This window comes from Gordonia sp. NPDC127522 (genome assembly GCF_042672305.1).
Classification (GTDB): domain Bacteria; phylum Actinomycetota; class Actinomycetes; order Mycobacteriales; family Mycobacteriaceae; genus Gordonia; species Gordonia hongkongensis.
Map to the genome: position 1 here is coordinate 388,651 of NZ_JBHXVK010000002.1, position 24,780 is coordinate 413,430.

General features: G+C 67.0%; 22 protein-coding genes and 1 pseudogene. 17 read left to right on the plus strand and 6 right to left on the minus strand.

Going from position 1 to position 24,780, the window contains the following annotated elements:
• From ACFVHY_RS06050 to ACFVHY_RS06065, 4 genes are all read left to right on the plus strand, one after another.
• A complete protein-coding gene (locus tag ACFVHY_RS06050; protein WP_390269645.1) occupies positions 1–954 on the plus strand; it encodes a carbohydrate ABC transporter permease in 954 nt (317 codons plus the stop codon).
• Positions 954–1,841 carry a carbohydrate ABC transporter permease gene (locus tag ACFVHY_RS06055; RefSeq protein WP_390269648.1) on the plus strand — a complete coding sequence of 296 codons (888 nt, stop codon included), beginning with the start codon at positions 954–956 and terminating at the stop codon, positions 1,839–1,841. The genes ACFVHY_RS06050 and ACFVHY_RS06055 overlap by 1 nt, the downstream gene beginning before the upstream one ends.
• Positions 1,842–1,948: 107 nt before the next feature.
• Positions 1,949–3,055 (plus strand): ABC transporter ATP-binding protein, encoded by a 1,107-nt coding sequence (locus ACFVHY_RS06060; RefSeq protein WP_058252812.1) that lies wholly within the window; start codon positions 1,949–1,951, stop codon positions 3,053–3,055.
• A 133-nt stretch (positions 3,056–3,188) separates the two neighbouring features.
• Positions 3,189–3,971, plus strand: coding sequence for a sulfite exporter TauE/SafE family protein (locus tag ACFVHY_RS06065; protein WP_165629390.1), 783 nt, complete (start codon positions 3,189–3,191; stop codon positions 3,969–3,971).
• Between the two features lie 51 nt (positions 3,972–4,022).
• On the opposite strand, the gene ACFVHY_RS06070 is transcribed toward ACFVHY_RS06065, so the two are convergent.
• Together ACFVHY_RS06070 and ACFVHY_RS06075 are read right to left on the minus strand one after the other, a co-directional pair.
• Complete coding sequence (locus ACFVHY_RS06070; protein WP_058252869.1) at positions 4,023–4,976, minus strand: DUF808 domain-containing protein; 954 nt, start codon at positions 4,974–4,976, stop codon at positions 4,023–4,025.
• Between the two features lie 133 nt (positions 4,977–5,109).
• A complete protein-coding gene (locus ACFVHY_RS06075; RefSeq protein ID WP_390269653.1) occupies positions 5,110–5,448 on the minus strand; it encodes a hypothetical protein in 339 nt (112 codons plus the stop codon).
• 274 nt (positions 5,449–5,722) lie between these two features.
• Between ACFVHY_RS06075 and ribB the strand changes: the two genes are divergently transcribed.
• Both ribB and ACFVHY_RS06085 read left to right on the plus strand, forming a co-directional pair.
• On the plus strand, positions 5,723–6,955 hold the full coding sequence (ribB, locus tag ACFVHY_RS06080) for a 3,4-dihydroxy-2-butanone-4-phosphate synthase (protein WP_390269656.1): 1,233 nt from the start codon (positions 5,723–5,725) through the stop codon (positions 6,953–6,955).
• A 208-nt stretch (positions 6,956–7,163) separates the two neighbouring features.
• Positions 7,164–7,817, plus strand: coding sequence for a response regulator (locus ACFVHY_RS06085; protein ID WP_390269659.1), 654 nt, complete (start codon positions 7,164–7,166; stop codon positions 7,815–7,817).
• 15 nt (positions 7,818–7,832) lie between these two features.
• Here ACFVHY_RS06085 and ACFVHY_RS06090 read toward each other — a convergent pair whose 3' ends face one another.
• Positions 7,833–8,201, minus strand: a complete 369-nt coding sequence (locus ACFVHY_RS06090; RefSeq protein ID WP_390269662.1) for a LytR/AlgR family response regulator transcription factor — start codon at positions 8,199–8,201, stop codon at positions 7,833–7,835.
• 229 nt (positions 8,202–8,430) lie between these two features.
• Between ACFVHY_RS06090 and ACFVHY_RS06095 the strand changes: the two genes are divergently transcribed.
• From ACFVHY_RS06095 to ACFVHY_RS06105, 3 genes are all read left to right on the plus strand, one after another.
• Entirely contained in the window at positions 8,431–10,107 is a 1,677-nt protein-coding gene (locus ACFVHY_RS06095) for a GAF domain-containing sensor histidine kinase (RefSeq protein WP_390270352.1), read from the plus strand.
• 118 nt (positions 10,108–10,225) lie between these two features.
• On the plus strand, positions 10,226–11,047 hold the full coding sequence (locus ACFVHY_RS06100) for an alpha/beta fold hydrolase (RefSeq protein ID WP_390269665.1): 822 nt from the start codon (positions 10,226–10,228) through the stop codon (positions 11,045–11,047).
• Positions 11,048–11,141: 94 nt separating this feature from the next.
• On the plus strand, positions 11,142–11,504 hold the full coding sequence (locus ACFVHY_RS06105) for a UBP-type zinc finger domain-containing protein (RefSeq protein ID WP_390269668.1): 363 nt from the start codon (positions 11,142–11,144) through the stop codon (positions 11,502–11,504).
• 37 nt (positions 11,505–11,541) lie between these two features.
• Here the strand turns inward: ACFVHY_RS06105 and ACFVHY_RS06110 are convergent, their stop codons facing one another.
• From ACFVHY_RS06110 to ACFVHY_RS06120, 3 genes are all read right to left on the minus strand, one after another.
• The gene (locus tag ACFVHY_RS06110) at positions 11,542–12,048 is read right to left on the minus strand and encodes a flavin reductase family protein (RefSeq protein ID WP_390269671.1); all 507 of its coding nucleotides are present in this window, start codon (positions 12,046–12,048) and stop codon (positions 11,542–11,544) included.
• Entirely contained in the window at positions 12,045–12,560 is a 516-nt protein-coding gene (locus tag ACFVHY_RS06115; RefSeq protein ID WP_390269674.1) for an NADPH-dependent FMN reductase, read from the minus strand. The genes ACFVHY_RS06110 and ACFVHY_RS06115 overlap by 4 nt, the downstream gene beginning before the upstream one ends.
• A gap of 82 nt (positions 12,561–12,642) precedes the next feature.
• Positions 12,643–13,500: a GntR family transcriptional regulator gene (locus ACFVHY_RS06120; protein ID WP_390269677.1), complete on the minus strand. Its 858-nt coding sequence runs from the start codon at positions 13,498–13,500 to the stop codon at positions 12,643–12,645.
• 273 nt (positions 13,501–13,773) lie between these two features.
• Here ACFVHY_RS06120 and ACFVHY_RS06125 point away from each other — a divergent pair, with 273 nt between their 5' ends.
• From ACFVHY_RS06125 to ACFVHY_RS06160, 8 genes and pseudogenes are all read left to right on the plus strand, one after another.
• Positions 13,774–14,916, plus strand: a complete 1,143-nt coding sequence (locus ACFVHY_RS06125) for an ABC transporter permease (RefSeq protein WP_390269680.1) — start codon at positions 13,774–13,776, stop codon at positions 14,914–14,916.
• A gap of 1 nt (position 14,917) precedes the next feature.
• Entirely contained in the window at positions 14,918–15,817 is a 900-nt protein-coding gene (locus ACFVHY_RS06130) for an ABC transporter permease (RefSeq protein WP_390269683.1), read from the plus strand.
• A gap of 61 nt (positions 15,818–15,878) precedes the next feature.
• Positions 15,879–17,498, plus strand: a complete 1,620-nt coding sequence (locus ACFVHY_RS06135; RefSeq protein WP_390269686.1) for an ABC transporter substrate-binding protein — start codon at positions 15,879–15,881, stop codon at positions 17,496–17,498.
• On the plus strand, positions 17,495–18,331 hold the full coding sequence (locus tag ACFVHY_RS06140) for an ATP-binding cassette domain-containing protein (protein WP_390269689.1): 837 nt from the start codon (positions 17,495–17,497) through the stop codon (positions 18,329–18,331). Before ACFVHY_RS06135 ends, ACFVHY_RS06140 begins: the two co-directional genes overlap by 4 nt.
• On the plus strand, positions 18,328–19,101 hold the full coding sequence (locus ACFVHY_RS06145) for an ABC transporter ATP-binding protein (RefSeq protein WP_390269692.1): 774 nt from the start codon (positions 18,328–18,330) through the stop codon (positions 19,099–19,101). The genes ACFVHY_RS06140 and ACFVHY_RS06145 overlap by 4 nt, the downstream gene beginning before the upstream one ends.
• Before the next feature lie 87 nt (positions 19,102–19,188).
• Complete coding sequence (locus ACFVHY_RS06150) at positions 19,189–20,523, plus strand: NtaA/DmoA family FMN-dependent monooxygenase (RefSeq protein ID WP_390270355.1); 1,335 nt, start codon at positions 19,189–19,191, stop codon at positions 20,521–20,523.
• 561 nt (positions 20,524–21,084) lie between these two features.
• Positions 21,085–22,774 (plus strand): annotated as a pseudogene (locus ACFVHY_RS06155) (DUF222 domain-containing protein).
• Between the two features lie 295 nt (positions 22,775–23,069).
• The gene (locus ACFVHY_RS06160) at positions 23,070–24,716 is read left to right on the plus strand and encodes an acyl-CoA synthetase (RefSeq protein WP_390269695.1); all 1,647 of its coding nucleotides are present in this window, start codon (positions 23,070–23,072) and stop codon (positions 24,714–24,716) included.
• Positions 24,717–24,780 lie beyond the last annotated feature (64 nt).

The window sequence follows — 24,780 nt, forward strand, 5'->3', positions numbered from 1 at the left end:
ATGGCCACCGCAGTCTCCACTCCACCACCCGACACGACGCCGAAGGCGCCGCTGACGTCCTCGCGTGATCGCGTCACGCGCGCCGAGGGCTGGCGGCGTCGCGGCCCGCTCCTGCCGGCCCTGATCTTCTTGATCGTGGTCACGCAGATCCCGTTCGTGTTCACGTTGTACTACTCCACCCAGTCCTGGAACCTGGTGCGTCCGGATTCGCGTGCGTTCGTCGGTCTCGACAACTATGTCGCGGTCTTCGGCGACAGTCAGTTCTGGCGGGTGACGGTCAACACGATCCTGCTGATCGTCGGCACGGTGCTCATCTCGGTGCTCCTCGGTCTGATGTTCGCCCTTCTGCTCGACCGGAAGTTCCTGGGCCGAGGCGTGGTTCGGACACTGCTCATCACGCCGTTCCTGGTGACCCCGGTGGCGGCTGCGCTGCTGTGGAAGACGAGCTTGCTCTCGCCGACCAACGGACTCGTCAACTGGGCTCTGAGTCCGTTCGGTATCGAGACCGACTGGCTGTCGGAGTTCCCGCTGATGAGCGTGATGGCCGAATTGGTCTGGCAGTGGACGCCGTTCATGATGCTGCTGATCCTCGCGGGCCTGCAATCGATGCCCCGTGACATCCAGGAAGCGGCACGCGTCGACGGCGCCACGAGCTTCCGGCTCTTCCGGGAACTCACCCTCCCGCATCTGCGCCGGTTCATCGAACTCGGTGCGGTGCTCGGGGCCATCTACCTGGTGAACACCTTCGACGCGGTGTACATGATGACCTCCGGTGGTCCGGGAGTCTCCAGTTCGAATCTGTCGTACTACATCTACCAGCGCGCGTTCCTCGGCTTCGACATCGGCCAGGCCGCGGCGATGGGTGTCGTGACGGTGATCGGCACGATCGTCGTCGCCACGCTCGCCCTGCGACTGATCTTCAAATCATTCTCCGGAACAGAGGAGCCGGCCTGATGACCACCGACATTCGCTCCGACCGCACGCCGGCCGGGCAGGCAGACGAGCAGTCCGGCACCGAGATCCGCCGTCGGCGACAACCGCGCCAGGCAGCCCTCACCGCCGTCACCTGGATCCTGGCCATCGGGTTCTTCTTCCCGGTGCTCTGGATGGTGCTGACGGCGTTCAAGCAGGAGGGCGACGCCGCGACGAACCCGCCGACCTTCTTCTTCGAGCCCACGCTGCAGCAGTTCCGAGACGTCTTCGACGCGGGAATCGCCACGCCCCTGTTGAATTCCTTGTTCGCGACGATCGTGTCGACGATCCTGGTGCTGTTGCTCGGCGTGCCGGCTGCGTTCGCGCTGTCGCTGCGCCCGGTACGCAAGACCAAGGATGCGCTGTTCTTCTTCATCAGCACCAAGATGCTGCCGATCGTCGCCGCAATCATCCCGCTCTATGTGATCGTCGGCGAGATCGGGATGCTCGACAACATCTGGACGCTGGTCATCCTCTACACCGCGATGAACCTACCGATCGCGGTGTGGATGATGCGGTCGTTCTTCCTCGAGGTCCCCGGGGAACTCCTCGAGGCCGCCAGCATCGACGGCGCTAGCCTGTGGACCTCGGTGCGTGAAGTGATCCTCCCGCTCATCTCGCCGGGAATCGCAGCGACAGCACTGATCTGCGTGATCTTCTCGTGGAACGAGTTCTTCTTCGCCGTCAACATGACCGCGGTCAACGCGCAGACGATGCCGGTGTTCCTGACCGGTTTCATGTCCGGCCAGGGCCTGTACTGGGCGCAGCTGTCCGCCGCATCCGTGCTCGCCGCGCTGCCGGTCGTCATCTGCGGCTGGATCGCCCAGAACAAGCTCGTCCGCGGCCTCTCGTTCGGCGCGATCAAGTGACAGCACAGTTCGGTGCCGCGCCACCGGTCCCAGCGCGGCGCAATCAAGTGATCCATTCCCCTCTGACACGCTCTCGCACAACACCTTTGTAGAAACCGGAGAACATCATGGCTTCCATCACCTACGACAAGGCCTGCTGCGTCTACCCCGGCGCGGACAAACTCGCCGTCGACTCACTGAACCTGGACATCGACGACGGTGAGTTCGTGGTCCTCGTCGGACCGTCGGGCTCGGGCAAGTCCACCGCCCTGCGCATGCTCGCCGGGCTCGAAGAGATCGACTCGGGTCAGATCCGGATCGGTGGCGACAACATGGTCGGCGTCGCGCCCAAGGACCGCGACATCGCGATGGTCTTCCAGAACTACGCGCTGTACCCCAACAAGACCGTCGGGGAGAACATGGGTTTCGCGTTGAAGATGCGCGGCGTGCCCGCCGACGAGCGCAAGCGCAAGGTCGCCGAGGCCGCGCGGTTGCTCGACCTGACCGACTTCCTCGACCGCAAGCCGGCGAAGCTGTCGGGTGGCCAGCGGCAGCGTGTCGCCATGGGGCGGGCCATCGTTCGCGAACCGCAGGTCTTCTGCATGGACGAACCGCTGTCGAACCTCGACGCCAAACTCCGCGTCCAGACCCGTACCCAGATCGCGGCCCTGCAGCGGCGTCTGGGCACCACGACCGTCTATGTCACCCACGACCAGGTCGAGGCGATGACGATGGGGGATCGTGTCGCTGTCCTCAAGAACGGTGTGCTGCAGCAGTTCTCCACGCCGACGGAACTGTACGACCGCCCGGTCAACGCATTCGTCGCCGGGTTCATCGGCTCGCCGGGGATGAACCTCTTCGTGGCGCCGGTCGTCGACGGTGTGATCACCGTGTCGGGCGCCGCCGTGGACATCGACGCCGAAGCGCAGGCCGCGCTGCGTCGTTCCGGTCTGGAGTCCGTGGTCGTGGGCATCCGTCCGGAACACCTCGCGTTGTCCGACGGTGGCACCGGACTCAACGCCGACGTCGCCCTCCTCGAGGAACTCGGCAGCGAGACCTACATCTACGCCAACCTCGCCGACGACTCGGTCCGCAACCTCGACGGCGATCCGATGGTGATGGTCGCGCGGTCTGCCGACCGGGCCCCGGCCAAGCGCGGTGAGGGCATCCGCCTGCGCCAGTCCGACAGTGCGGTGCACCTCTTCGACCCGTCCACCGGAGACCGGATCAACTGATCGACCCGTCGACTGGGCGTCGTCTCGCGACGCGAGGTTCTCCGCTGGTCGAGCCCTGTTCTCCGCTGGTTGAGCCCTGTCGAAACCACCCCGGTGCAGCCGCTGTAGATCTCGGAGGGCACCCTCGGAGACTGTGACCATCTGGGAACTAGTCGTCGTACTCGTCGCCGGCGTCGGGGCGGGAGCGATCAACGCCCTCGTGGGCAGCGGAACCCTCATCACGTTCCCGACGCTGGTCGCGTTCGGCGTCCCGCCCGTCACCGCGACGATGTCCAACGCGATCGGCCTCGTCGCCGGCGGGGTGTCCGGAACGTGGGGATACCGGCGTGAACTCGAGGGCCAGTGGCCGCGCCTCCGGTGGCAGATTCCGGCGTCGTTCACCGGCGCGATCGCCGGCTGCTGGCTTCTGCTCCATCTGCCGGAGACGGTGTTCGAGACCGTGGTCCCGATTCTGCTCGTCGCCGCGCTGATCCTCGTCGTCGCGCAGCCCTACATCCAGAGATGGGTGGGCACTCGCACGTCCCTCGGCGGAGACCTCACGCCATCGCACCTCGGTCCCCTGCGGATCGCGGCGATGACCCTCGGGACATTCGCCGTCGGTGTCTACGGCGGCTACTTCACCGCCGCGCAGGGCATCCTCTTGATGGGCATCCTGGGGGTGGTCGTACCGGACCACCTGCAACGGCTGAACGCGGCCAAGAACCTGCTGTCCCTGGTGGTCAACGTCGTCGCCGCCGTCACGTACACGCTGGTCGCGTTCGACCGGATCGATTGGTGGGCCGCGGCGGCCATCGCCGTCGGCTCGCTCATCGGCGGTTTCCTCGGCGCCAGGTACGGGCGGCGCCTCTCCCCCCGCGCGCTTCGCGGGGTGATCGTCGTCGTCGGGCTCATCGGCCTCTGGCGACTGCTCGCGTGATCCCGGGGTGCACGGTCGACGTGAATCGACGCCCAGTCGACGGGCCTCGGGTCAGTGCGCGGCGGCGGTGTCCTTCTTGCGCCGCGGGATGACGTGCAGGATCGCCACGATGATGGCACCGACCACGAGGCCGACGACGGCGGAGAGCACGGTGCCGGCCGTCCAGGACAGCACGGCGCCGAAGCCGCCGTGGACCAGCTCTTCGAACCAGTGCTCGACGTCGTGGAGCCGATCGGCGGGCCAATGGAAGCCGGCCTCGCCGACGTTGACGATCAGGATGTGGCCGCCCACCCAGAGCATGGCCGCGATACCGACGACCGTCAGCGTCGACATGATCTTGGGCATGGCGCGGACCAGACCGCGGCCGATCTTCTGCACCGTCGGCGACTCGCGCTGCGCCAGTGCCAGCCCGACGTCGTCCATCTTCACGATGACGGCGACTACGCCGTAGACGAGGGCGGTGATCAGGAAGGCGACGACCACGAGGACTGCGAGACGGGTCCAGAACGGTTCGGACTCGACGGAGGACAACGAGATGACCATGATCTCGGCGGACAGGATCAGGTCGGTGCGGATCGCGCCGCTGACCATCGTCTTCTCGAACTCGGGACCGGCTTGGCCGGCGGTCTGCTCCTCGGCGTGGTGGCCGCCGCCGATCGCCTCCCAGACCTTCTCGGCGCCCTCGAAGCAGAGGAACAGGCCGCCGGCGATCAGCAGGTAGGGAAGCGCCTGCGGGAGGAACTGGCTGAGGATCATCGCCACCGGCAGGATGATCAGCAACTTGTTGCGGATCGAGCCGAGGGCGATCTTGCGCACGATCGGCAATTCGCGGTCGGGCGTGAACCCGTGGACATAGCGGGGCGTGACCGCGGTGTCGTCGACCACGACTCCCGCCGCCTTGACACTGGCCTTGCCGGCCGCCGCGCCGATGTCGTCGAGAGATGCGGCGGCCGCCCGGGTGAGGGTCACGATGTCATCGAGCAGGGCGACGAGACCACTGGCCACGGGAGCCTCCGGGGGTTCGGGGAGCTGAGTTCTCGAACAGTATGCCCACACGGACGCGGACCACACGTCTGGCGCCGGCCCGCGTCCGTTTCGTCGGATTCGGTTGGCGGGCGCCGGATGACGCCGGGTCGGGTCAGGTACGCGCGGGAACGGCCGGGGTGTCGTCGGCAGCGTCACCGGCCTCGCCGAGTCCGCGGCGCTTCCGTCGGATCGTCAACAGCGTCAGCAGACCGATAGCGCTCGAACCGATGAGGAAGTAGGCGGGGGAGAGCGAGTTGCCGGTGCGGTCGATGAGCCACGTGGCGAGGGTGGCGGCGGTGAGCAGGCCGGCGGTCCAGGTGACCGCGGTCTGACTGTATCCACCCTCGCGGACGAGGTGGATGCCGATGTAGGTGAGCACCATGTACCCGGTCGCGTTCTGAGCGATACCCAACCCGAGGACCTGCAGGACCTGCGCGGGTTGGCTGCGCAACAGCTCTCGGAGCGGCGCCTTCGGCAGTTCGCGCCGTTCGGCGGTCTTGGTGAACTCGGGCGAGTCCGCGCGCCATGCTCGGACGGGCCCGCGCGGCGTCGGTGTAACCGGCGGAAGAGCGATTTCGGACCGCGCATTCGTGCTGGTCGTCGTCGCTGGCCTGCGGAGGTCTCGCCGCGCAGCCGCGAAATCCGCCTGCAACGAGCGGGCCTCGGAAACGACACGACCACGGTGTGCACTGGCGTGCCTAGTCGCCACACGTCGAGGAGATCTGATGAACGCCATCGAGAACGCGGTCGATGCCCTGCGCGCCGGCCGGCCGGTCCTGGTGACGGACGCCGCCGATCGGGAGAACGAGGGTGATGTCATCCTCGCCGCGGATCGCGTCACCACCGAGTGGACTGCGTGGACGGTGCGCCACACCTCGGGACTGCTGTGCGCGCCGATGACCTCGGAGCGCGCGGACCTGCTCGAACTGCCGCCGATGGTGACGAACAACGAAGATCCGAAGTCCACGGCCTACTCGGTGAGCGTCGATGCGGCACAGGGGGTCTCGACGGGCATCTCGGCGGCCGACCGCGCGTTGACCCTGCGGACGTTGGCCGCCGCGTCGACCGGGCCACGCGATCTCATCCGCCCGGGCCACATCCTGCCCCTCCGCGCCCGCCCCGGGGGCGTGCTCGAACGCCCCGGCCACACCGAGGCGGCGGTCGACCTGTGCGCGCTCGCCGACATCGCGCCGGTCGGGGTCATCGCCGAGCTGGTCGCCGACGACGGTTCGATGATGCGGTATCCGCAAGTGGCCGAGATGGGTTCCCGCATGGGTGTGCCGGTGTTGACCATCGAGGAGCTCGTGAACTACCGGCGTGCCCACGACGCGCGGCGATGGACGACGGCACCGCGGGTGCGCCGGGGTGCGGAAACCATCTTGCCCACGCCGACCGGGGAATTCCGTGCGATCGGCTACCTCGACACCGAGACCGGCGCCGAGCACATCGCGCTCGTGAACGACGGAATCGACCGATCGGGGCGGACCGGTGACCCGGTCCTGGTCCGCGTGCACTCGGAATGCCTGACGGGGGAGTCGTTCGCCTCGCAACGGTGCGAATGCGGACCGCAACTCGACGCCGCGCTCGAACGGATCAGTCGCGACGGCGGTGTCGTGGTGTACCTGCGCGGTCATGAGGGGCGGGGGATCGGGCTGCTCAAGAAGCTGGCGGCATACCGTCTGCAGGATCAGGGCTTCGACACCGTCGAGGCGAACCTCGAACTCGACGAGCCGGTCGACGCGCGCGAGTACGGCGCCGCAGCAGCGATTCTCACGGATCTGGGGGTGACGTGTGCCCGCCTGATGACGAACAACCCCGACAAGGTCCGCGGCCTGACCGCTGCCGGGGTCGAGGTCACCTCCCGGGTGCCCCTCGTCGTCGGGGTGATGCCGGCGAACGTCCGCTATCTCGACGCGAAACGGCAACGGCTGGGGCATCTCCTGGGGAGTGTGTCGTAGCAGTTCACCGGAACGCGTCGGCCGCGACGAGCGAACTGACGGCCGGCGCCACCGACGCCGGACCCAAGGGTTGGATAGAGTACGGCGAGCGCGCCGGCTCGAAGGTCGCGCATCATCTGGAGGAGTCGCGCCATGGGGCTGCATCGTCGGGTTTCGTTCTCCCGCGGTCGCTCGCGGGGGACGGGCAGCGAGAGCACGTCACACTGACATGCCGCTGCGTGTTGCGCTCGCGGACGACGATGTCCTGCTCAGAGAAGGCGTGGCGAGCCTGCTGACCACTGCGGGGATGGAGGTCGTCGGGCAGGCGGGCGACGCCGACGAATTGCTGGCGGTGGTGGCAGAGCACCGGCCCGACCTCGCGGTCGTCGACATCCGGATGCCACCCGGGCACTCCGCCGAAGGTCTCGACGCCGCCCTGCGGATACGGCGCGAGCACCCCGAGATCGGCATCCTCCTGCTGTCCGCGCATGTCGACGTCGAGCACGCCCTGGAACTCCTGGAGGGCGGCCGAGGTATCGGCTATCTGCTCAAGAGCCGGGTGACCGATGTCAGCGACTTCGTCGACACCGTGCAGCGGATCGCCAACGGGGCGTCGGTGATGGACCCTGCGCTGGTCCATGAGCTCGTGGCGGCACGCCGCCGGGACGACCCGCTCGAGGCGCTCAGTGCGCGGGAGCGCGAGGTGCTGACGCTGATGGCCGAGGGGCTGTCGAATGCGGGTATCGGGCGCCGGTTGTGGATCACCGAAGGCACCGTGGAAAAACACGTGCGCAGCATCCTGACCAAGCTCGACCTGTCCGAGACACCGGACGACCATCGTCGTGTGCGGGCCGTGATCGTGTTCCTCGACGCCACCACCTGAAGGCCCAAGCCTCGGTCAGCTCCGGGCCAACGCAGCGCGGACCCGGTCGGCAGTGAGTGCGAACTTCGGTACGAAACCGACGGCGGTGCTGGCGTCGATCATGTCGGCGAACTCTTCTTCCTCGTGGGTGGAGACGAGTACGACCGCGGGCCCCACCCCCGGCGCGTGCAGGGCTTCGGCGACGTCGAAGCCGCTCTCGCCGCCGAGATCGATGTCGACGAGGGCGACATCGGGGCGCGTCGACGCGGTCTCACGCAGCGCCTCGGCCAGGGTCGAGGCAGTTCCGACCACCATGATCCCGCCGGCCTCGAGCATCCCGCGGGCCGAGGTGCGGAAGGCGGCGCTGTCATCGACGATGAGGCAGCGCAAGCGTGGGGGTTCCATACTGTCGAGCGTGTCAGAAATCGATGGTCGGGTCATTCCCGCTAGCCGGAACATCGAGCGTGCCCCGCTGTCGGAGCGCATCGCGGCCGCGGTGCTCCGCCCGACGTCGCCTCCGCTGCGGTGGGGCGTGGTGACCGCCGTGGTGCTGATCGCACTCGAGGCCCTGGTGGTCCATTGGCTCAAAGAGTTCTCCCCGGAGAACGCCTTCGGTGCCGTGTTCTTGTTCGGGGTGCTGGTGGTGTCGGCCGGTTGGGGCTTCTGGCTGGCGCTGGCAACCTCGGTGGCAAGCGCCACGGCTTACGTGTGGTTCCACGCTTTGGAGGGCAGCGGCAGTCTGGTCCCTGCTGTCGTGGTGTTCTCGGTTCTCGCGCTGCTGACCAACGTGCTGGTGGGTCAATCACGGTTGCGGGCGCTGGAGTCCGACCAGCGTCGCCGCGAAGCGGATCTCTCGGCAGCGATGGCTCGGACGGTGTTGCGAGCGGCGGATCCGCCCGAGGCGCTCGCCGCGGCCAGTGCGCGTCTGTCCGACGTGCTCGAGTTGCCGGCGCCGGGCGCGATCCTCGGCGACCCCGACGCCGAGTGCGGCCGCCACCAGGAGTGCATCATGCTGCGTGACGACGACCGTACCGTCGGCTCACTGGTGGTGCCCTCGGACATCAGTGCAGCCGATCGGCGGCGCGTTCTCCGGATGGTGCCCAATCTGGAGGCGTTGCTCGCCGCGGCCCGCGACCGGGAAGTCCTCTACGGCAGGACCATCGCGATGGCCCGCCAGCAGGCGGCGCTGCGGCGGGTTGCCACCTTGGTCGCCAGTCGGGTCGAACCGGGCGAGGTGTTCCGTGCTGTCACCGATGAGTTGGCCGATGAGCTCGGCGTCGAGCACGTCACGCTGGTGCACTTCGACAGTGACGGGAGCTGTGACGTCCTGGCCGCCCGCGACGACGAGGCCGGCGCGGAGTCGAGCGGCCTCATCGTGGGAGAACGAATACCGCTCGGCGGTAAGAACATATCGACGGCGATCTTCGAAACCGGCGACACGGCGACCCTCGACTACTCGGGTGCCACCGGCCCGATCGGCGAGCGTCTCAAGGCTCGGGGGATACGGTCGGGCATCGGGGTGCCGATCACCGTCGAAGGCCATCCGTGGGGGGCGGTCATCGTGGGAATCACCCACCGATCGGCACCACCAGACCTGCGCCTGCGACTGACCGACTTCGCCGACCTGGTTGCCCGCGCGGTGTTCAACGACGAATCGCGTGCAGCGCTGAACCGATCGCGTGCCCGTGTCATCGCTGCGGCCGACCAGGCGCGCCGCGCCATCGAGCGAGACCTTCACGACGGAGCGCAGCAGCGCATCGTGTCCCTCGGGATGGACCTGCGGGCGGTTCAGGCCACCGTCCCCGAGGAGCAGTCGGATCTGCGCGGTCGGCTCGACACCGCGGTGGACTCGCTCTCGCAGATCCACACCGACCTGCAGGAACTGTCGCGCGGCATCCATCCCGCGATCCTGTCCCGCGGCGGGCTCGCTCCGGCGCTGAAGACGTTGGCCCGTCGCTCGCCGGTCCCGGTCTCACTGGACATCGCGGTCCCCGGCCGGTTGCCCGAGCCGGTGGAGGTGACGGCCTACTACGTGGTGGCCGAATCGTTGACGAACACCGCCAAATACGCCCAGGCCTCTGAGGTGAACATCGCGGCGCGGATCGACGACGATGACGTCCTGGTCCTGTCAGTGGCGGACGACGGGGTCGGAGGAGCGTTGCCCGACAGAGGGTCTGGACTCATCGGACTCCGGGACCGGGTCGAGGCGGTCGAGGGCACCTTCAACGTCGGCAGCTCCGCAGGCGTCGGGACCACCGTTCGCGCGGAGATCCCGCTGACTGGAGCGACGGCCGCGAGCACTACCGGCTAGCCGGTAGACGGACCCACCGGCCAGCGGCCAGTGACAATGGCGGTCAGCATCGACGACATCGACGACGGCCCGGACGAGTCTTGAGGTCACCGACGACAGTCACCGACCAGGAGGACCCATGCCGTACATCACCACCACCGATGGCACCGAGATCTACTACACCGAGCAGGGCAGCGGACAGCCTGTGCTGTTGAGCCATGGGTGGCCGTTGTCCTCGGACGCCTGGCAGGTCGAGATGAAGCTCCTCGCCGACGCCGGCTACCGGGCGATCGCGCACGATCGCCGCGGTCACGGTCGCTCCGCCAAAACCGGCTCGGGCAACGACATGGACACCTACGCCAAGGATCTCGCCGAACTCGTCGAGACACTCGACCTGCGTGATCTGGTCCTGATCGGCCACTCGACCGGCGGTGGGGAGGTCGTCCGGTACGCGGCGAAGTACGGCAAGGGCCGTGTCGCCAAGGTCATCACCGCCGGTGCGGTGCCCCCGCTGATGGTGCAGACTCCCGACAACCCGGAGGGCACCCCGATCGAGGTGTTCGACGGCATCCGTAAGGGAGTACTCACCGACCGCTCGCAGTTCTACCAGGACCTGGCCGAGACCTTCTACGGCGCCAACCGCGACGGAGCTCAGGTGTCCCAGGGCGCGAAAGACGACTTCTGGCGACAGGGCATGCTCGTCAACCTCTCCGCAGCCTATGACTGCGTCAAGGCCTTCTCCGAGACCGACCAGACCGAAGACCTCAAGGCCATCGAGGTGCCGATGCTCATCGCCCACGGCGACGACGACCAGATCGTGCCGATCGCGGCCGCTGCGGACAAGGCGATCAAGCTGGTGCGCAACGGCACTCAGAAGGTGTACCCCGGTGCCCCGCACGGCATCTACGGCGACTATCAGCAGGCCCTCGACGCCGACATCCTCGCGTTCATCGCCGAGTGATCCAACTCCGGACCGGCGGGGCGTCCCCCTCACCCCCGCCGGTCCGGTTCGTCCACCTCGCCCATCGATTCGGCTATTAGAGAACGGATTCCCGATGAACGTCGACAAGTCGATCAACACGTCCATCCCGCCGAGCGGCCCGGGATGCGCCGACTGCGAGGCCTCGGGGTCGTGGTGGTTCCACCTGCGGCGATGCGCGCAGTGCGGCCACGTCGGTTGCTGCGATGACTCGCTGAACCGTCACGCCAGCAGCCACGCCGCGCACACCGGGCACGCGATCATCCAGAGCTACGAGCCCGGCGAGGACTGGTTCTACGATTACGCCACCGACGAGATGTTCGCCGGCCCGACGCTCGCCGAGCCGACCGCACATCCCCACGATCAAACCGTGCCCGGGCCCCGAGCACGCGTCCCGCACGACTGGGTCGCTCAGCTCGACCAGGCCGGTTCCAGCTGAGTTGGCCCGAACCGGACGAGCCACGAGGAGGCCTCCTTCACGCGCTCAACCGCGCGAATGCGGACCGGTGGAAGACGATCGGCTGTTTCGAGTGATCGTTGGCCAAGCCGGTGACCCGCAGGACGACGATGTCGTGATCGCCCGCGACGTGTGAACTCTCGACCGCACACTCGAAGTGCACCGGCGCGTCATCGAGAAGCAATGCGCCGCTCGGCAACACCGTCGTCTCGACCCCGGCGAAGCGCTGCGACTTGTCCTTGGATGACAGCTGCCGGATGACATCGGTGTGGTTCTCGCCGAGCACCGAGACCCCCAGAGCGGGTAGGTCGCGAAGGGTGGGCCACGTCGTGGACGTCTGCTGGACGGCGAACATCACCAGCGGCGGGTCCTGGGAGACCCCGACCGCGAAGGACGACGCGACGAGGACGGTCGGCGTCGAGTCGGACACGGCGGCGAGCGCGACGACACCGGTCGGAAAGGCGCCGAACGCCATTCGCAGATCAGCGGGTTGCAGTTCGGCGGCGGGGATGAGGGTGGTGGTCATCGATCGCCCGCCGCAACCGGGGAGTTGGCCGAGGAGAGCACGACCGGGCCCCACCGGTCGATCCACGGCGCGAACGCATCGGCGTCGTCGTGCAATTTGTCCACGACATAGAGACCGGCCGTCGGAACGATTGCACCCAACTCGACGAGCACGGGCTTGAGCAGCAGTTCCGGAGCCAGGAAGTGGGCCGGACCCGCGCCCAGCATCAGCGGGATCGCGGTGACGTCCTGGAGTCCGTCACCCGTGGAGAACTGATCGAGGAAGAGCTTGAGCAACCCCGTGTAGGTCGCCTTGAAGGTCGGAGAGGCGAAGACGACCAGGTCGCTGCCCGCGACCGTGTCGACGGCGTGCGCGACCGACGCGTCACCCCAACCCAGTAGTCCCGCACCCAGATCGACCACGTCGATCACGTGGTCCGGCGCTGTGCCGGTCAGGGTGGAGGCCAGCAGTTCGGCGGCTGCCAGGGTCCTGGATGCGGGTTTCGGATTACCCGCCACCACGGAAACGATCACGATGCTCCCCTTCGAATGTCACGTGAAATGCGTTCGAGTGCAGCGTGCGCGGGGGAGATTGCCGAACCGTCAACCGGTCATTTCACCCAGATTGCGCGAGCGGGCCGGGCGGGGTGTCCGCCGAACGCTGCGGGATCGGTGTGCTCGCCGGTGATTCCTGCGCCGGCGGAGAGGGATTCGGCGTCGGGCACCAGGTGACGTCGGTGCTGTCGAGATGTGACTCGAAGCGGATTCGATCAGCCCGGAACCGGTCGAAGACGATCTCCAATGGTGCACCTTCGGCAGTCGTGTAGAGGATCTCCCGCGACAGCAAGGTCTCTCCGGGCCGGACGTCGAGCAGCCGGGCGGTGCGTTCGTCGGCGTTCTCGGCCCCGATCGACACCGTCGCGCCGCCCGGTGCGACACCGAAGAACTCGGCCAGTGTTCGCGCCATGGAGATAGGTTTGCCGCCGAGCATGTTGGGGTCGGCGTTGAACCGCGGGGAGAAGTACGCGCTGCGCATCCCGATGATCTCTCCGCGGGCGATGAACGAGTTCTCGACCAGCCGGACGACGTCGTCGTCGATACGGAGCCGCGATCGGATGAGGGGGAACGTGGGCACGATGCACTGGTCGGTCACCTGGATCTCGACCTGCTCACCGCCCGTGTCGGAGATATCCGCCAGTGCCACACCGAGATCACGTCGGCTGACACGGGTTCCGACACGTGGGCGCCTGATCACGACGCCGGCCTCGCTGAGGTCGTTCAGCGCGGCGCGGACCGACCCACGGCTCGAGTTGAACATGATCATCAGGTCTTCCTCGACCAGCTGCGCATCGATGTCGATGGTCCCGTTCCGGATCGACGCCAGCACGAGGTCGCGGACGCGCCGCGACGAGACCTGACGCCCGCGTGCGGATCCGCCGCGCGAGCGCGGGTGGTGAGGTGGTGGTGCGGTCATGAGGGGTCACCTTCGATCTCTGTACGGGTTGGCGAAGCCGATGACCAGTGAGTCTAAGAGGTTTCTCGACACTCGCATCTGCAAGTAGCGGTCGTCACAATCGGCGCAGAATCATCGGCGGCCCCGATCGACGACGCGATGACCTGCGAAGACGCCGACGTCTCGCCGATTGTGAACCCGCGCAATTGATCAGTCACGCCAGGACGCCGGTTTGGAAACAAACCACCCACAAGATCTGAGACCAACAGATCGAGCTCCAGTGGGAGGGATCGGGTGACCATCCAGACAACCAGGGTCGACACACGACTCGCATTGACAACAACCGTCGACGGCGGTTCGGGGACCGCCGGCCCGCCGGCGTCGCGTGGCCACGCCGTCGCGGCGCGACTGGCCGAGTACGCCTGGATCGGCCGCGCCGCATCCCGGGGGATCGTCAACTTCGTCATCTTCGTGGTGGCGGCGTTCTTCCTCGTGCAGTTGATCCCGGGTGACCCGCTGGTCTCCGCGTCCGGCGGTCGCCTCACCGGGGCGGCTCTGGAACAGGCGCGAGAGGAGTACGGGCTCAACGGCTCTGTGCTGTCTCAGTTCTGGTCCTACCTGTCGTCGTTGTTCAGCCTCGACCTGGGCAGCTCGATCGCGACCGGGCGGCCCGTCGCCGAGGACATGGCCACCCGGGTGCCGGCAACGCTCGAACTCATCGGCACGGGCCTGTTCTTCGCCTGCCTCGTCAGCCTCCCGATGTCGTACGTCATCGTGACGAACCCCTCCAATCGGTTCGCCAGAGTTTTTCGTTCCTATGCCAGTTCGGCCGGTGCGGTCCCGGAGTACGTGGTCGGCATCCTGTTCCTGTTCGTGTTCTTCGCGACACTGGCCTGGGTCCCCGCTCCATCGGGGCGGCTCGACCCGATCCTCATGCCGCCGCCGGAGGTGACCGGCTTCCCGGTTCTCGATGCGCTCATCGCCGGTGACACCGCGGCCGCGAGTTCCTACATCTCTCATCTGATCCTGCCGGTGGCGGTCATGGTGGTGTCACACACGGCGATCCTGCTCAAGTCGCTCGTGCTGGGACTGGACACCGAGATCGACAGCGGTGCAACTCGGTTCCGCATCGCCTCGGGCGCTCCGCGCCGCACGGTGATCCTGAGTGTCTATCGGCGGGCTCTCCCGTCCGCGGTCGCGATGCTCGGCATGATCTTCGGTCTGCTGCTGGGCGGCGCGGTCGTCCTGGAGTCGCTGTTCGGCCTCGGCGGTCTGGGACAGTACGCGGTCGACGCGGTGCGGGCATCCGACGTCTATGCGCTGCGGTCCTTCCTCGTCGTCATCGCGGCTCTGTGCCTCATCGTCTACTTCCTCACCGAGGTGGCCACCGGCCTTCTCGACCCTCGCCGCCGGGACTCCCGAGATCAGGAGATCTGACATGGTCATGGCCCCTCTCACCGAGACCACCGCCCAGCCCACGACATCCGTCGCGGTCGAACCGCGCACGCGGGAGGTGAATCGAACCCGTCCCCGGCTCCGCGAGTACGCGCCTCTGATCCCTTTCGCGATCGTCCTGCTGCTCGCCGTCTTCGGCCCGATGCTCGCCCCGCAGTCGGCGACGATGGTCGTCGGCACGCCGTCGACCGCGCCGTCGGGGGAACACTGGTTCGGCACGGACTCGAACGGATTCGACGTCCTGTCACGAACTCTCACCGGATTCCGGTTGGACGTATTGATCGCGATCGGCGTCACCGCACTGGCGACCGGGGTCGGTATCGCGATCGGAACGATCGCCGGCATGTACGGCACGCGTGGTGGAGTCCTCGGCGCGGTCGCCGCGACGCTCGGGCGGACGATCGACCTGGTGCAGGCGATGCCGGTGATGATCGGTGGCCTGGTGATCGTGTCGTTCTTCGGGCGCAACTCGCTCGTGATCGCGCTGGCCCTCGCACTGGTGATGATGCCGTTCCAGGGGCGCCTCATGCGGTCGGAGGTGTTGCGCACGCGCAGTGACGGATTCGTCACGGCGGCGCGGATGAGCGGCGAGTCCGAGACACGCATCCTGCTGCGCCACGTCATCCCCAACGCATGTGCGCCGGTGCTAGAGAACGCCTCGGCGATCTTCGGCATGGCGATCATCTTCTGCGCCGGACTCGGCTTCCTCGGCGTCGGAATTCCCGTCCCCGCCGCCGAGTGGGGAAACATGCTCGCCGACGGTGCCGCCGACGCCGCCGTCGGACGCTGGTGGCCGGCGCTGTTCCCCGTACTCGCGCTTGCGTTCTCGGTGTGGGCAGCAGCCAAGGTGACCAGCTTCGTGTCCCGACGCCGCCGTACGTGACTCGACCGCCCGGACCAGAACCCTTCCCGACCTCATCGAAGAAATGGAGTACCCGATCCCCATGAGACGTCTATCCACCCTGGTGAGCGGTACCGCGCTCGCCGTCGCCACGGCGTTGACGATCAGCGCGTGCGGTGGCGGCTCGTCGTCGGACTCCGCGGCGGGCGGCGTGGTCATCGTGACCGCCGCACAGCCGCCGAGCTTCAGCTACGAGACCAGCGCCACCGGCTATGAGTCCGCCGAGTTCTTCCTCAACACCGGCGCGACCCTCATCCGCAATCCGTACGTGTCCGGGTCCGACGGTCTGGCTGCCCACCAGGAACTGTTCGAGTTCGAACCGGTCCTCGCTCGCAGCTACGACGTCAGCCCTGACGGTCGGGTCTACACGTTCGCGCTCAACACCGACGCCCGGAGTGCCGCGGGCAACCCGCTGGACGCCGACGACGTGATCTTCTCCATGAAGCGCAAGTTCGAGGTGGACACCAGCATCGTCGGGTTCGTCAGCGCGCCGGTCATCACCTCACCGGATCAGGTGCGCAAGGTCGACGACGCCACGGTGACCATCACCATCGACGACCCGTCGTACGGCTTCACGCTGTTGTCGTTGCTGTCCAACGCGCCCTACAGCATCTACGATTCCGAGGTCCTGAGCGCGAACGCCACGCCCGACGACCCCTACGGCGTCGAGTACTCGAAGACCAATGCCGACTTCGGATTCGGGGCCTACAAACTGGTCGATTACACGCCGGGGCAACAGATGGTCTACGAGGCGAACCCGGGGTACGCGCTCGGTGAGCCGGCGGTCAAACGAGTCGTCCAGCGGGTCGTCGCCGATGCCGGCCAGCGCTCCAATCTCGTTCGCAGCGGGGATGCGTCGATCGCGACGCAGCTACGTCCCGCCGACCAGGTCGCACTCCGCGACGCGGATGCGGCACAGATCTTCACGGTGCCGAGCAACGCCTACGTCTACGTGCCCCTGACCACGTCCATGGCCCCGTTCGACAACGTCGAGGTCCGTCGTGCGTTCTCCTACGCCGTGCCCTACGAGGCGATCATGAAAGACGTCTACAAGGGCCGGTTGGGGCCGATCTCGTCGATCCTGAACGACACCCTGCCGGAGTACAACGATTCGGGTCTGCGGAGCAACACCACCGATCCGGAACGAGCACAGCAGATCTTGCGCGACGCCGGGATCACGACCCCCGTCGCCTTCGAACTCACCGTCAACAACGCGGTCCCGGACCTCAAGGAAACCGCTGTCCAAATCCAGACAGCCTCTCGCGCTGCAGGCTTCGACATCACGATCAACGAGGTCAACTCGGCGGTCTTCCAAGAGGGGCTCGCCAACAAGAGCTTCCAGGCCTCGATGGGCCGCGACTACGCGGTCGTGCAGTCACCTCCTTACGTGCTGTCGCTGTTCTACACGCCGGGGTCGCCGATCAACTGGCCGGACTTCGACTACGCCCCGATGAACGACGCGGTGGCCGAGGGCAATGCGGCGGGTGATCCGCTCGGTGTTCCGGCGTGGGCGAAATGGAATGAGGCCGAGCGCGTCCTGCAGGACCAGATGCCCACCGTGTACATCGGATATGTGCAGCCGCTCAACGCTTTCGCGAACGGCGTCGAGGGGTATGCGTTCCGCACCGACAGTGTGATCGACTATTCGGAGTTGCAGCCATGACCGCGCCGGTGCTGGAAGTGGTCGATCTGACCGTTCGCTACGGCGGGGTGGAGAAGGTCCATCCCACGTCGTTCACCATCGGGACGGCGGAGCGCGTGGCCGTCGTCGGCGAGTCGGGATCGGGAAAGTCGAGTATCGCCAATGCCCTCGGCGGGTTCATCCCGCCCGGTGTGGGTGAGGTGTCCGCCACGACGCTGTCGTTGTCGGGACGTGCTCTCCTGGAGGAGGTTCCGCGTCGGATTCCGCGACGTAGACAGGGGATCTCGATGATCTTCCAGGACGCGATGAGTTCACTCGACCCGATCTGGTCAGTTGGCAGCCAGCTGACCGCGGTCCTGTCGAAGTCGCAATACAGGTCCCGTTCGGCACGGTCCGCAGCAGCGGAGGAGCGGTTGGCACAGGTCGGCATCGTCGATCCGGCACGGGTTCTCTCGGCGCTGCCGGGACAGCTGTCCGGTGGGATGCGACAGCGCGTGATGATGGCGATCGCCCTTGCGTCCGAGCCGGAGCTGTTGATCGCCGACGAGCCGACGAGCGCACTCGACGCATCGCTCGCGGTCTCGGTGATGGAGCTGATGACGGGACTCACCATCGACAGCGGCGCGTCGCTGGTGTTCATCACCCACGACATCGCGCTGGCGCGCCGCTTCGCCGACAAGGTGCTGGTGATGCGCGGCGGTGAGATCGTCGAGACCGTCGCCGCGCGCGACCTCGAGCACGCGACCCACCCGTACACCCGGGGGTTGCTCGAATGTATGCCGACCTTGGGTTCGGCTCAGCTGGAGGCGCTTCCGACGCTGGACACGGTGATGGTGAAGGAGAACGCGGCATGAGCACGATCATCGAGGTGTGCGACGTGCACAAGCGTTACGGCCGCGGGGTGACCGCGCTGGGCGGGGTCACCGCCACGCTGGAGGCAGGTAGGGCCACCGGGATCGTCGGCGAGAGCGGTTCCGGCAAGTCGACTCTCGGCAAGCTGATCGTCGGTCTGGCCCAACCGACCTCGGGCCAGGTGCTCGTGGACGGTCGCGATCTGTCCCGGTTGCTCGAGCGTCGGCCCGGCCGGTTGGAGTACCGGCGCAAGGTGCAGCTCGTGGCCCAGGACACCACTACGACCTTCGATCCACGCCGCCGGGTGCGTGAAGCCATTCGACGCCCTGCCCAGATCCTGGCCGGGCTCGACTCCGCGGCGGCCGACGCCGCAGTCGACGAGATCGTCGGCGAACTGGGCATCGACGCCGATCTCGTCGACAGGTATCCCCATCAGCTGTCGGGAGGCCAGCGGCAGCGCCTGTCGATCGCCCGCGCGCTGGTCGTCCATCCCGACATCCTGGTCTGCGACGAGGCGGTCAGTGCCCTCGACGTGTCGGCGCAGGCCGTGGTGCTGAACCTGCTCAAGAACTACGTGCAGACGCACTCACTCGGGTTGGTGTTCATCTCCCACGGGTTGCCGGCCACTGCATTCATCACCGATGACCTGCTGGTCATGAACAGCGGGAAGGTCGTCGAATCCGGGGAGACCGCGACGATTCTGAACCGACCGTCGAACGCCTACACCAAGTCCCTCGTCGGGGCCTACCGGGAGATGGAGGCCGCCGCCTGACCCGGTTGGTCCCCCATCGGTGCACAAGTCGCTACTCGACTGTGCCGCAACAGAATCGGCAACACTTCATCAACAAGGAGATTGAGCATGTTCCATATGGGTTGGTTTCTCGGTGACGGCTTCGGCATCCACCCGTGGAGTCCGACGAACGGTGACGGTCCGTGGACCGGCACCAACGCCACCGACTGGATGAAACCGGGGATCTACGTGGACATGGCCACGAGCCTCGAACGCGCCGGGTTCGATTACATCCTGATCGAGGACACCTCGATGGTCGAGGACTCATACAACCAGTCCTCGGAGACCTCGCTGCGGCGCGGATTCATGGCACCGAAAAACGATCCGCTGCCGCTCGTCCCGCTGATGACCCAGGCCACCAAGCACATCGGCATCGTGCCCACGGTCTCGACGATCCAGTATCCGCCGTTCCTCGCAGCCCGGGCCTTCACCACGCTCGACCATCTCACCGAGGGTCGCGTGGGGATGAACGTGGTCACCAGTGTCACCGACCGGGTGGCGCAGAACTTCGGCTACGAGCGGCATCTCGAGCACGACGAGCGCTACGACATGGCGATGGAGTGGATCGACGTCGTCAAGGCGCTGCAGAACTCGTGGGAGGACGGCGCGGTCATCGCCGACCCCGTCGCGGGCGTGTACGCCGACCACACGAAGGTGAACCCGATCGAGTTCGTGGGCAAGTACTTCAAGTGCCGCGGACCCCTGAACACCATTCCCGGACCGCAGCGGACCGTGCCGGTGTGTTCTGCGGGCAGCTCGGAGATGGGGCGGGTCCTGGCCGCCCGGTACGACGACACCCAGATCGCCATCGTCAAGGACGCCGCCGCGGCGAAGACCTACCGCGCGGACATGCGCGCGCGGATCGCCGCCGCCGGGCGCGACCCCGACGACGTGAAGTTCCTCTTCATCGCCACGCCGACGATCGCCGCCACCGACGCCGAGGCCCAGGCCAACTATGAAGCAGCCCAGGCATTCCGGTCGTCGGACAAGGCCATCGAGTACAACCTGTGGAACATGTCGTACACGTCCGGCGGACGTATCGACTTCGGTGCGATCCACCCGGACACCCTCGTCGGCGACATCGATCTGTCCCGGCAGAACGGCGAGTTCACCTCGATCGCCGGCTTGTTCGACGGTCACGAGGACAAGACCCTTCGCGAGGTCGTGTCCAAGAGTTTCCAGGTCAAGGACATGGGTCTCGTCGGATCGCCCGCGACGGTAGCGGCCAAGATGGGGGAGATCATGGACGAGGCCGGCGGCGACGGATTCCTGTTCTACCTGCCGACGACCCGGATGAATCTCGCGATGGTCTCCGACGGTCTGGCGCCCGAACTCCGTCGGCGCGGCCTCATCCGAGAGGAGTACACGGGCTCGACGCTGAAGGAGAACCTCACCGCGTTCTGAGTCGACAGATCCGAGGACGAAGCACGTCGGGCCGATCCGCGGACGGCCCGACGTGCACGTCGCCGTTGTGAGAAGCCACTCTCCGCTGATTGAGCAGGTCCCCTCCGTCCGTGGAGGAGCCCTCCCCGCTGGTTCGAAAGGTGTCCCTCCCTCCGCTGGTTGAGCCGGCACCCACTCCGTTGGATGAGCCAGCACCCCCTCCGCTGGATGAACCGCCCACTCCGTTGGATGAGCCAGCACCCCCTCCGCTGGATGAACCGCCCACTCCGCTGGTTGAGCCGGCGCCCCCCTCCGCTGGTTGAGCCGGCACCCCCTCCGCTGGTTGAGCCGGCAACGAGCCGCTAGGCGAGTCGCCGTGTCGAAACCACCTGGCGACCCGACGATCTAATCCGCCGCCAACCCGGGCGGCACCATACCGCAACGCTCAGAGCACATTTCGTCTACGACAACGTCATCTGCCGTGAAGAATCATCCAGGTCTTGTCGGTGGTCGGGTTTAGATTGGTTGGTAGCAGAACACACCCCGGAGAAGGGGTGGGTCGAACAGGCGTCGGGGGGCGTTGTGAAGGCGTGGACCGATCTACCGGGCGAGTTCGTCGCCGGGGTCGATCCTGCCCACGCCGCCGAGACCGACATGGTCATGTTGATGGCCGGCCTCGACGCCACCCGGCGCGGCGAGTCATACCTCGCCTGGCACCAGTATCAGACGATCGCGGCGATGACCGACCGCCTGATCACCACCAGCGCGCAGGGGTTCGTGATGGACGGCCACGCCGACTGCGCCGCCCGCATCGCCCGCCAAGCCGGGGTGTCCCGCCGCCACGCCGAAACCCTCATCGACGAGGCCATCGCACTACGGGATCGGCTCCCCGAGGTAGCTGACACCCTGCGTGACGGGGTCCTGTCGCAGTGGCAGATCCGGTTGGTCATCTCCCGCACCGAACTGATCCCCACCGATGACCCGATCACCCCCGCGTTGGATGCCGAGATCGCCGACACGGTGCGCCGCCGAACAGGTGTGTGGGATCGGGCGCGGCTGCGCGACATGGTCGACCGCCTGGTGTTCCGCCATGACCCCGACGCGGTGCGGCAACGCCGCAAAGACGCGATGGATCAGCGTGGGGTGTGGACCCACGAACTGCCCGACGGCACCGCCGAACTCACCGCGGTGATGTCGGCGGAGAATGTGCGGATCTCGGCCAAAGCCGTCGCCATCCTCGCCGACTCGGTCTGCAAGCGGGATGGCCGCACCCAGGGGATACGACGATCCGATGCGATGTTCGCGCTGTTGACCCGCACGGCATTCGAGTGCCAGTGCGACGATGAACAGCCGTGCACCGCCGACATCCCAGACCCGCAAAGTGTCCTCGACGCCGTCCGCGCCGAGATCGTGATCCATGTGGTCACCGATGCCGCCACCCTGGCCGGGGCGCCAGGGGTCGGGTTCCTCGACGAACACGGCATCATTAGCGACGAACACGTCCGTGACCTCGCCGCCCGCCCCGATGCCACCCTCAGCCCGGTCACCCCCGCCCGCACCCAACCCACCTACGTGGCCCCCAGCAACAACGACGCCGACCAGCGGCGGACCGCCCAGCGCCCGGCACCAGCCGAGGACACCCGAGCCGACGCCGCCGCGACCGGCGCACACGGCGAAAACGGAACGGACGCAGCCGAACCCGATCGACCCGTCGAGACCACCGCGAGTGTCGCGGTGGTCTACCCGGCCACCCATCCCGGCAACGGGTACCGGCCCACCACGTCGTGCGCCGACTTCGTGCGGGTGCGGGACGGATACTGCACCGAACCCGGCTGCACCCGTTCAGCGTTCGCGTGCGATCTCGATCACGTCACCGAGTACGACCACACCGACCCCGCCCGGGGTGGGGCGACGTCGAGTGAGAACCTCAACGCCAAATGCCGCCCCGGTCACCTGTTGAAAACTCTCGGGGACTGGGTCGATGTGCAGTACCGCGACGACGACGGTCGCCTGGTCACCGAATACGAGACCCCCGAAGGGGTCACTCTGCCCGGCGATGCCGAAACGCTGGAAGACACCTTCGGCGAACCTGCGGCGGATCCGGTTCGAACAAGCCGCCCAAGCCCCACCCACCCCACGGGTCATCGCCTCCGACAATCCGGAGCGCACGCACAGCCGACTGGACGCCAAACTCGCCCGCCGGCGACAAGAACGCGCCCGAAACAAGCGAGCCCGCGAAGAACTCGACCGGTTGGACCCACCGCCGTACTGACCCGAGAGCACGTGGGCCTCCAATCTGATGACGCGAGTTGTCAGACTTGGTAACCTGTCGCCACGAGATCGCCGTTCGGTCGACCCCATCGGGACGGCGAACGGTGACCTGAGTGCGAAATGCGGTGAACTGATCAGTGTGACAACCGATTCGGGTGAAACGGACATCGGTCGGCATGGTCGGCATATCCTGCACCTGTGGCACGGCTGGTGACGACGGTGACCAGAGTGCGTCGGGCGCGCAGCCAACCGGAAGAGAGCGACGACGCGGCCCAGCCGCGGAAGGTGGGGTGGACATGGTTTCGGTGACCGGTGCGGTCGGCACGGTGATCGAATCGGCGCAGGACGCGTTCGGCGCGTTCCAGGTGCTGCGGCGGTCGGGTCTGGTGGATCCAACGAAACCCAAGGAGCTGCTGACCACGGTCAAGCGGGCCAAGATCATCGGTCCGTGTGCGGCGGCTGTGGCACACGGTGCCGACGAGTATCCCGAGGCCGGAGCCGTCGCCGACGAGCACGGCGAGCTCACCTTCGGGGAACTCAATGCGCACGCCAACGCGCTCGCCAACCACCTGCTCGCGTCGGGCATCAAGCCGGGATCGGTCATCGGCGTCATCGCGCGGGACCACCGGGGTCTGCTCACCACCATGAGCGCCGCGGGCAAGGCCGGGTTCCGCTTGGCCATGATGAACACCGGCTTCGGCAAGACCCAGTTCGCCGAGGTCGCCGAACGCGAGAAGATCGTGGCGATGCTCTACGACGAGGAGTTCACCGACCTCGCCGACTCCCTCCCTGCCGACACCTTGCGCATCGTCACCTGGATCGACGGCAACCGCCCCGTCGGTGACGGCGTCGGGACCCTCGACGACATCGCAGCCACCGGCGATACGTCGACTCCGCCCGAACCCGCCGCGTGGGGCGGACTCGTCATCCTCACCAGCGGCACGACCGGACTGCCCAAGGGCGCCCAGCGATCCAAGATGTCGCCGTTCGCCAGTGCGCTTCTGCTGGACCGGATCCCGTTGCCGCAGCGCAGCGCCATGGTGATCGTCTCGCCGATCTTCCACTCCACCGGTTTCGCATTGTGGGGGGTGGGGACGGCGCTGGGCAACAAGACCGTGGTGATGCGTCGGTTCGACGCGGAAAAGACCCTCGCCGCGATCGCCGAGCACAAGGCGGAGGTGCTGGTCGCCGTCCCGACCATGCTGCACCGCATGGTCGCCCTGGGTCCCGACGTCATCGGCAAGTACGACTTGTCGTCGCTGAAGATCGTCGTGCTCGCGGGTTCGGCTCTGTCGCCGACACTTTCGGAAGCCATTCAGGACACGTTCGGTGACGTGCTCTACAACCTCTACGGCTCCACCGAGGTCGCGATCGCCACGGTCGCGCAACCGAAGGAGCTGCGTCTGGCACCGGGTACGGTGGGCCGCGCACCGGTCACGAGCCGACTCGCGCTCTTCGACGACAAGGGCAACCGGATCTCCGGGACCAACGTGCGCGGCAGGCTGTTCGTGCGCAACGGCGCCCCGTTCGAGGGCTACACCGACGGACGCAACAAGGAGATCATCGACGGTTACATGTCCACCGGCGACATGGCCCGGTTCGACGAGCACGGGCTCCTCCACATCGACGGCCGTGACGACGACATGATCGTCTCCGGAGGCGAGAACGTCTACCCGCTCGAGGTGGAGAACCTGCTCGGTGAGCATCCCGACATCGACGACGTGGCGGTCATCGGCGTCGACGACGACGAGTACGGAAAACGCCTGCGCGCCTTCATCGTCGCCGCCGAACATGCGAATCCGACACCCGAGGACATCAAGGCGCACGTCAAGAAGCACCTCGCCCGGTACAAGGTGCCGCGCGACGTCGTCTTCGTCGAGGACCTGCCCCGCAATCCCACCGGCAAGCTCGTCCGCCGGCACCTCCCGACCGGCCCGCTCTGACCCTTCGAGGCTCGCTTCGCTCGCACCTCAGGGAGCAGAGAGTGTCGCTCGCACGCTCGCACCT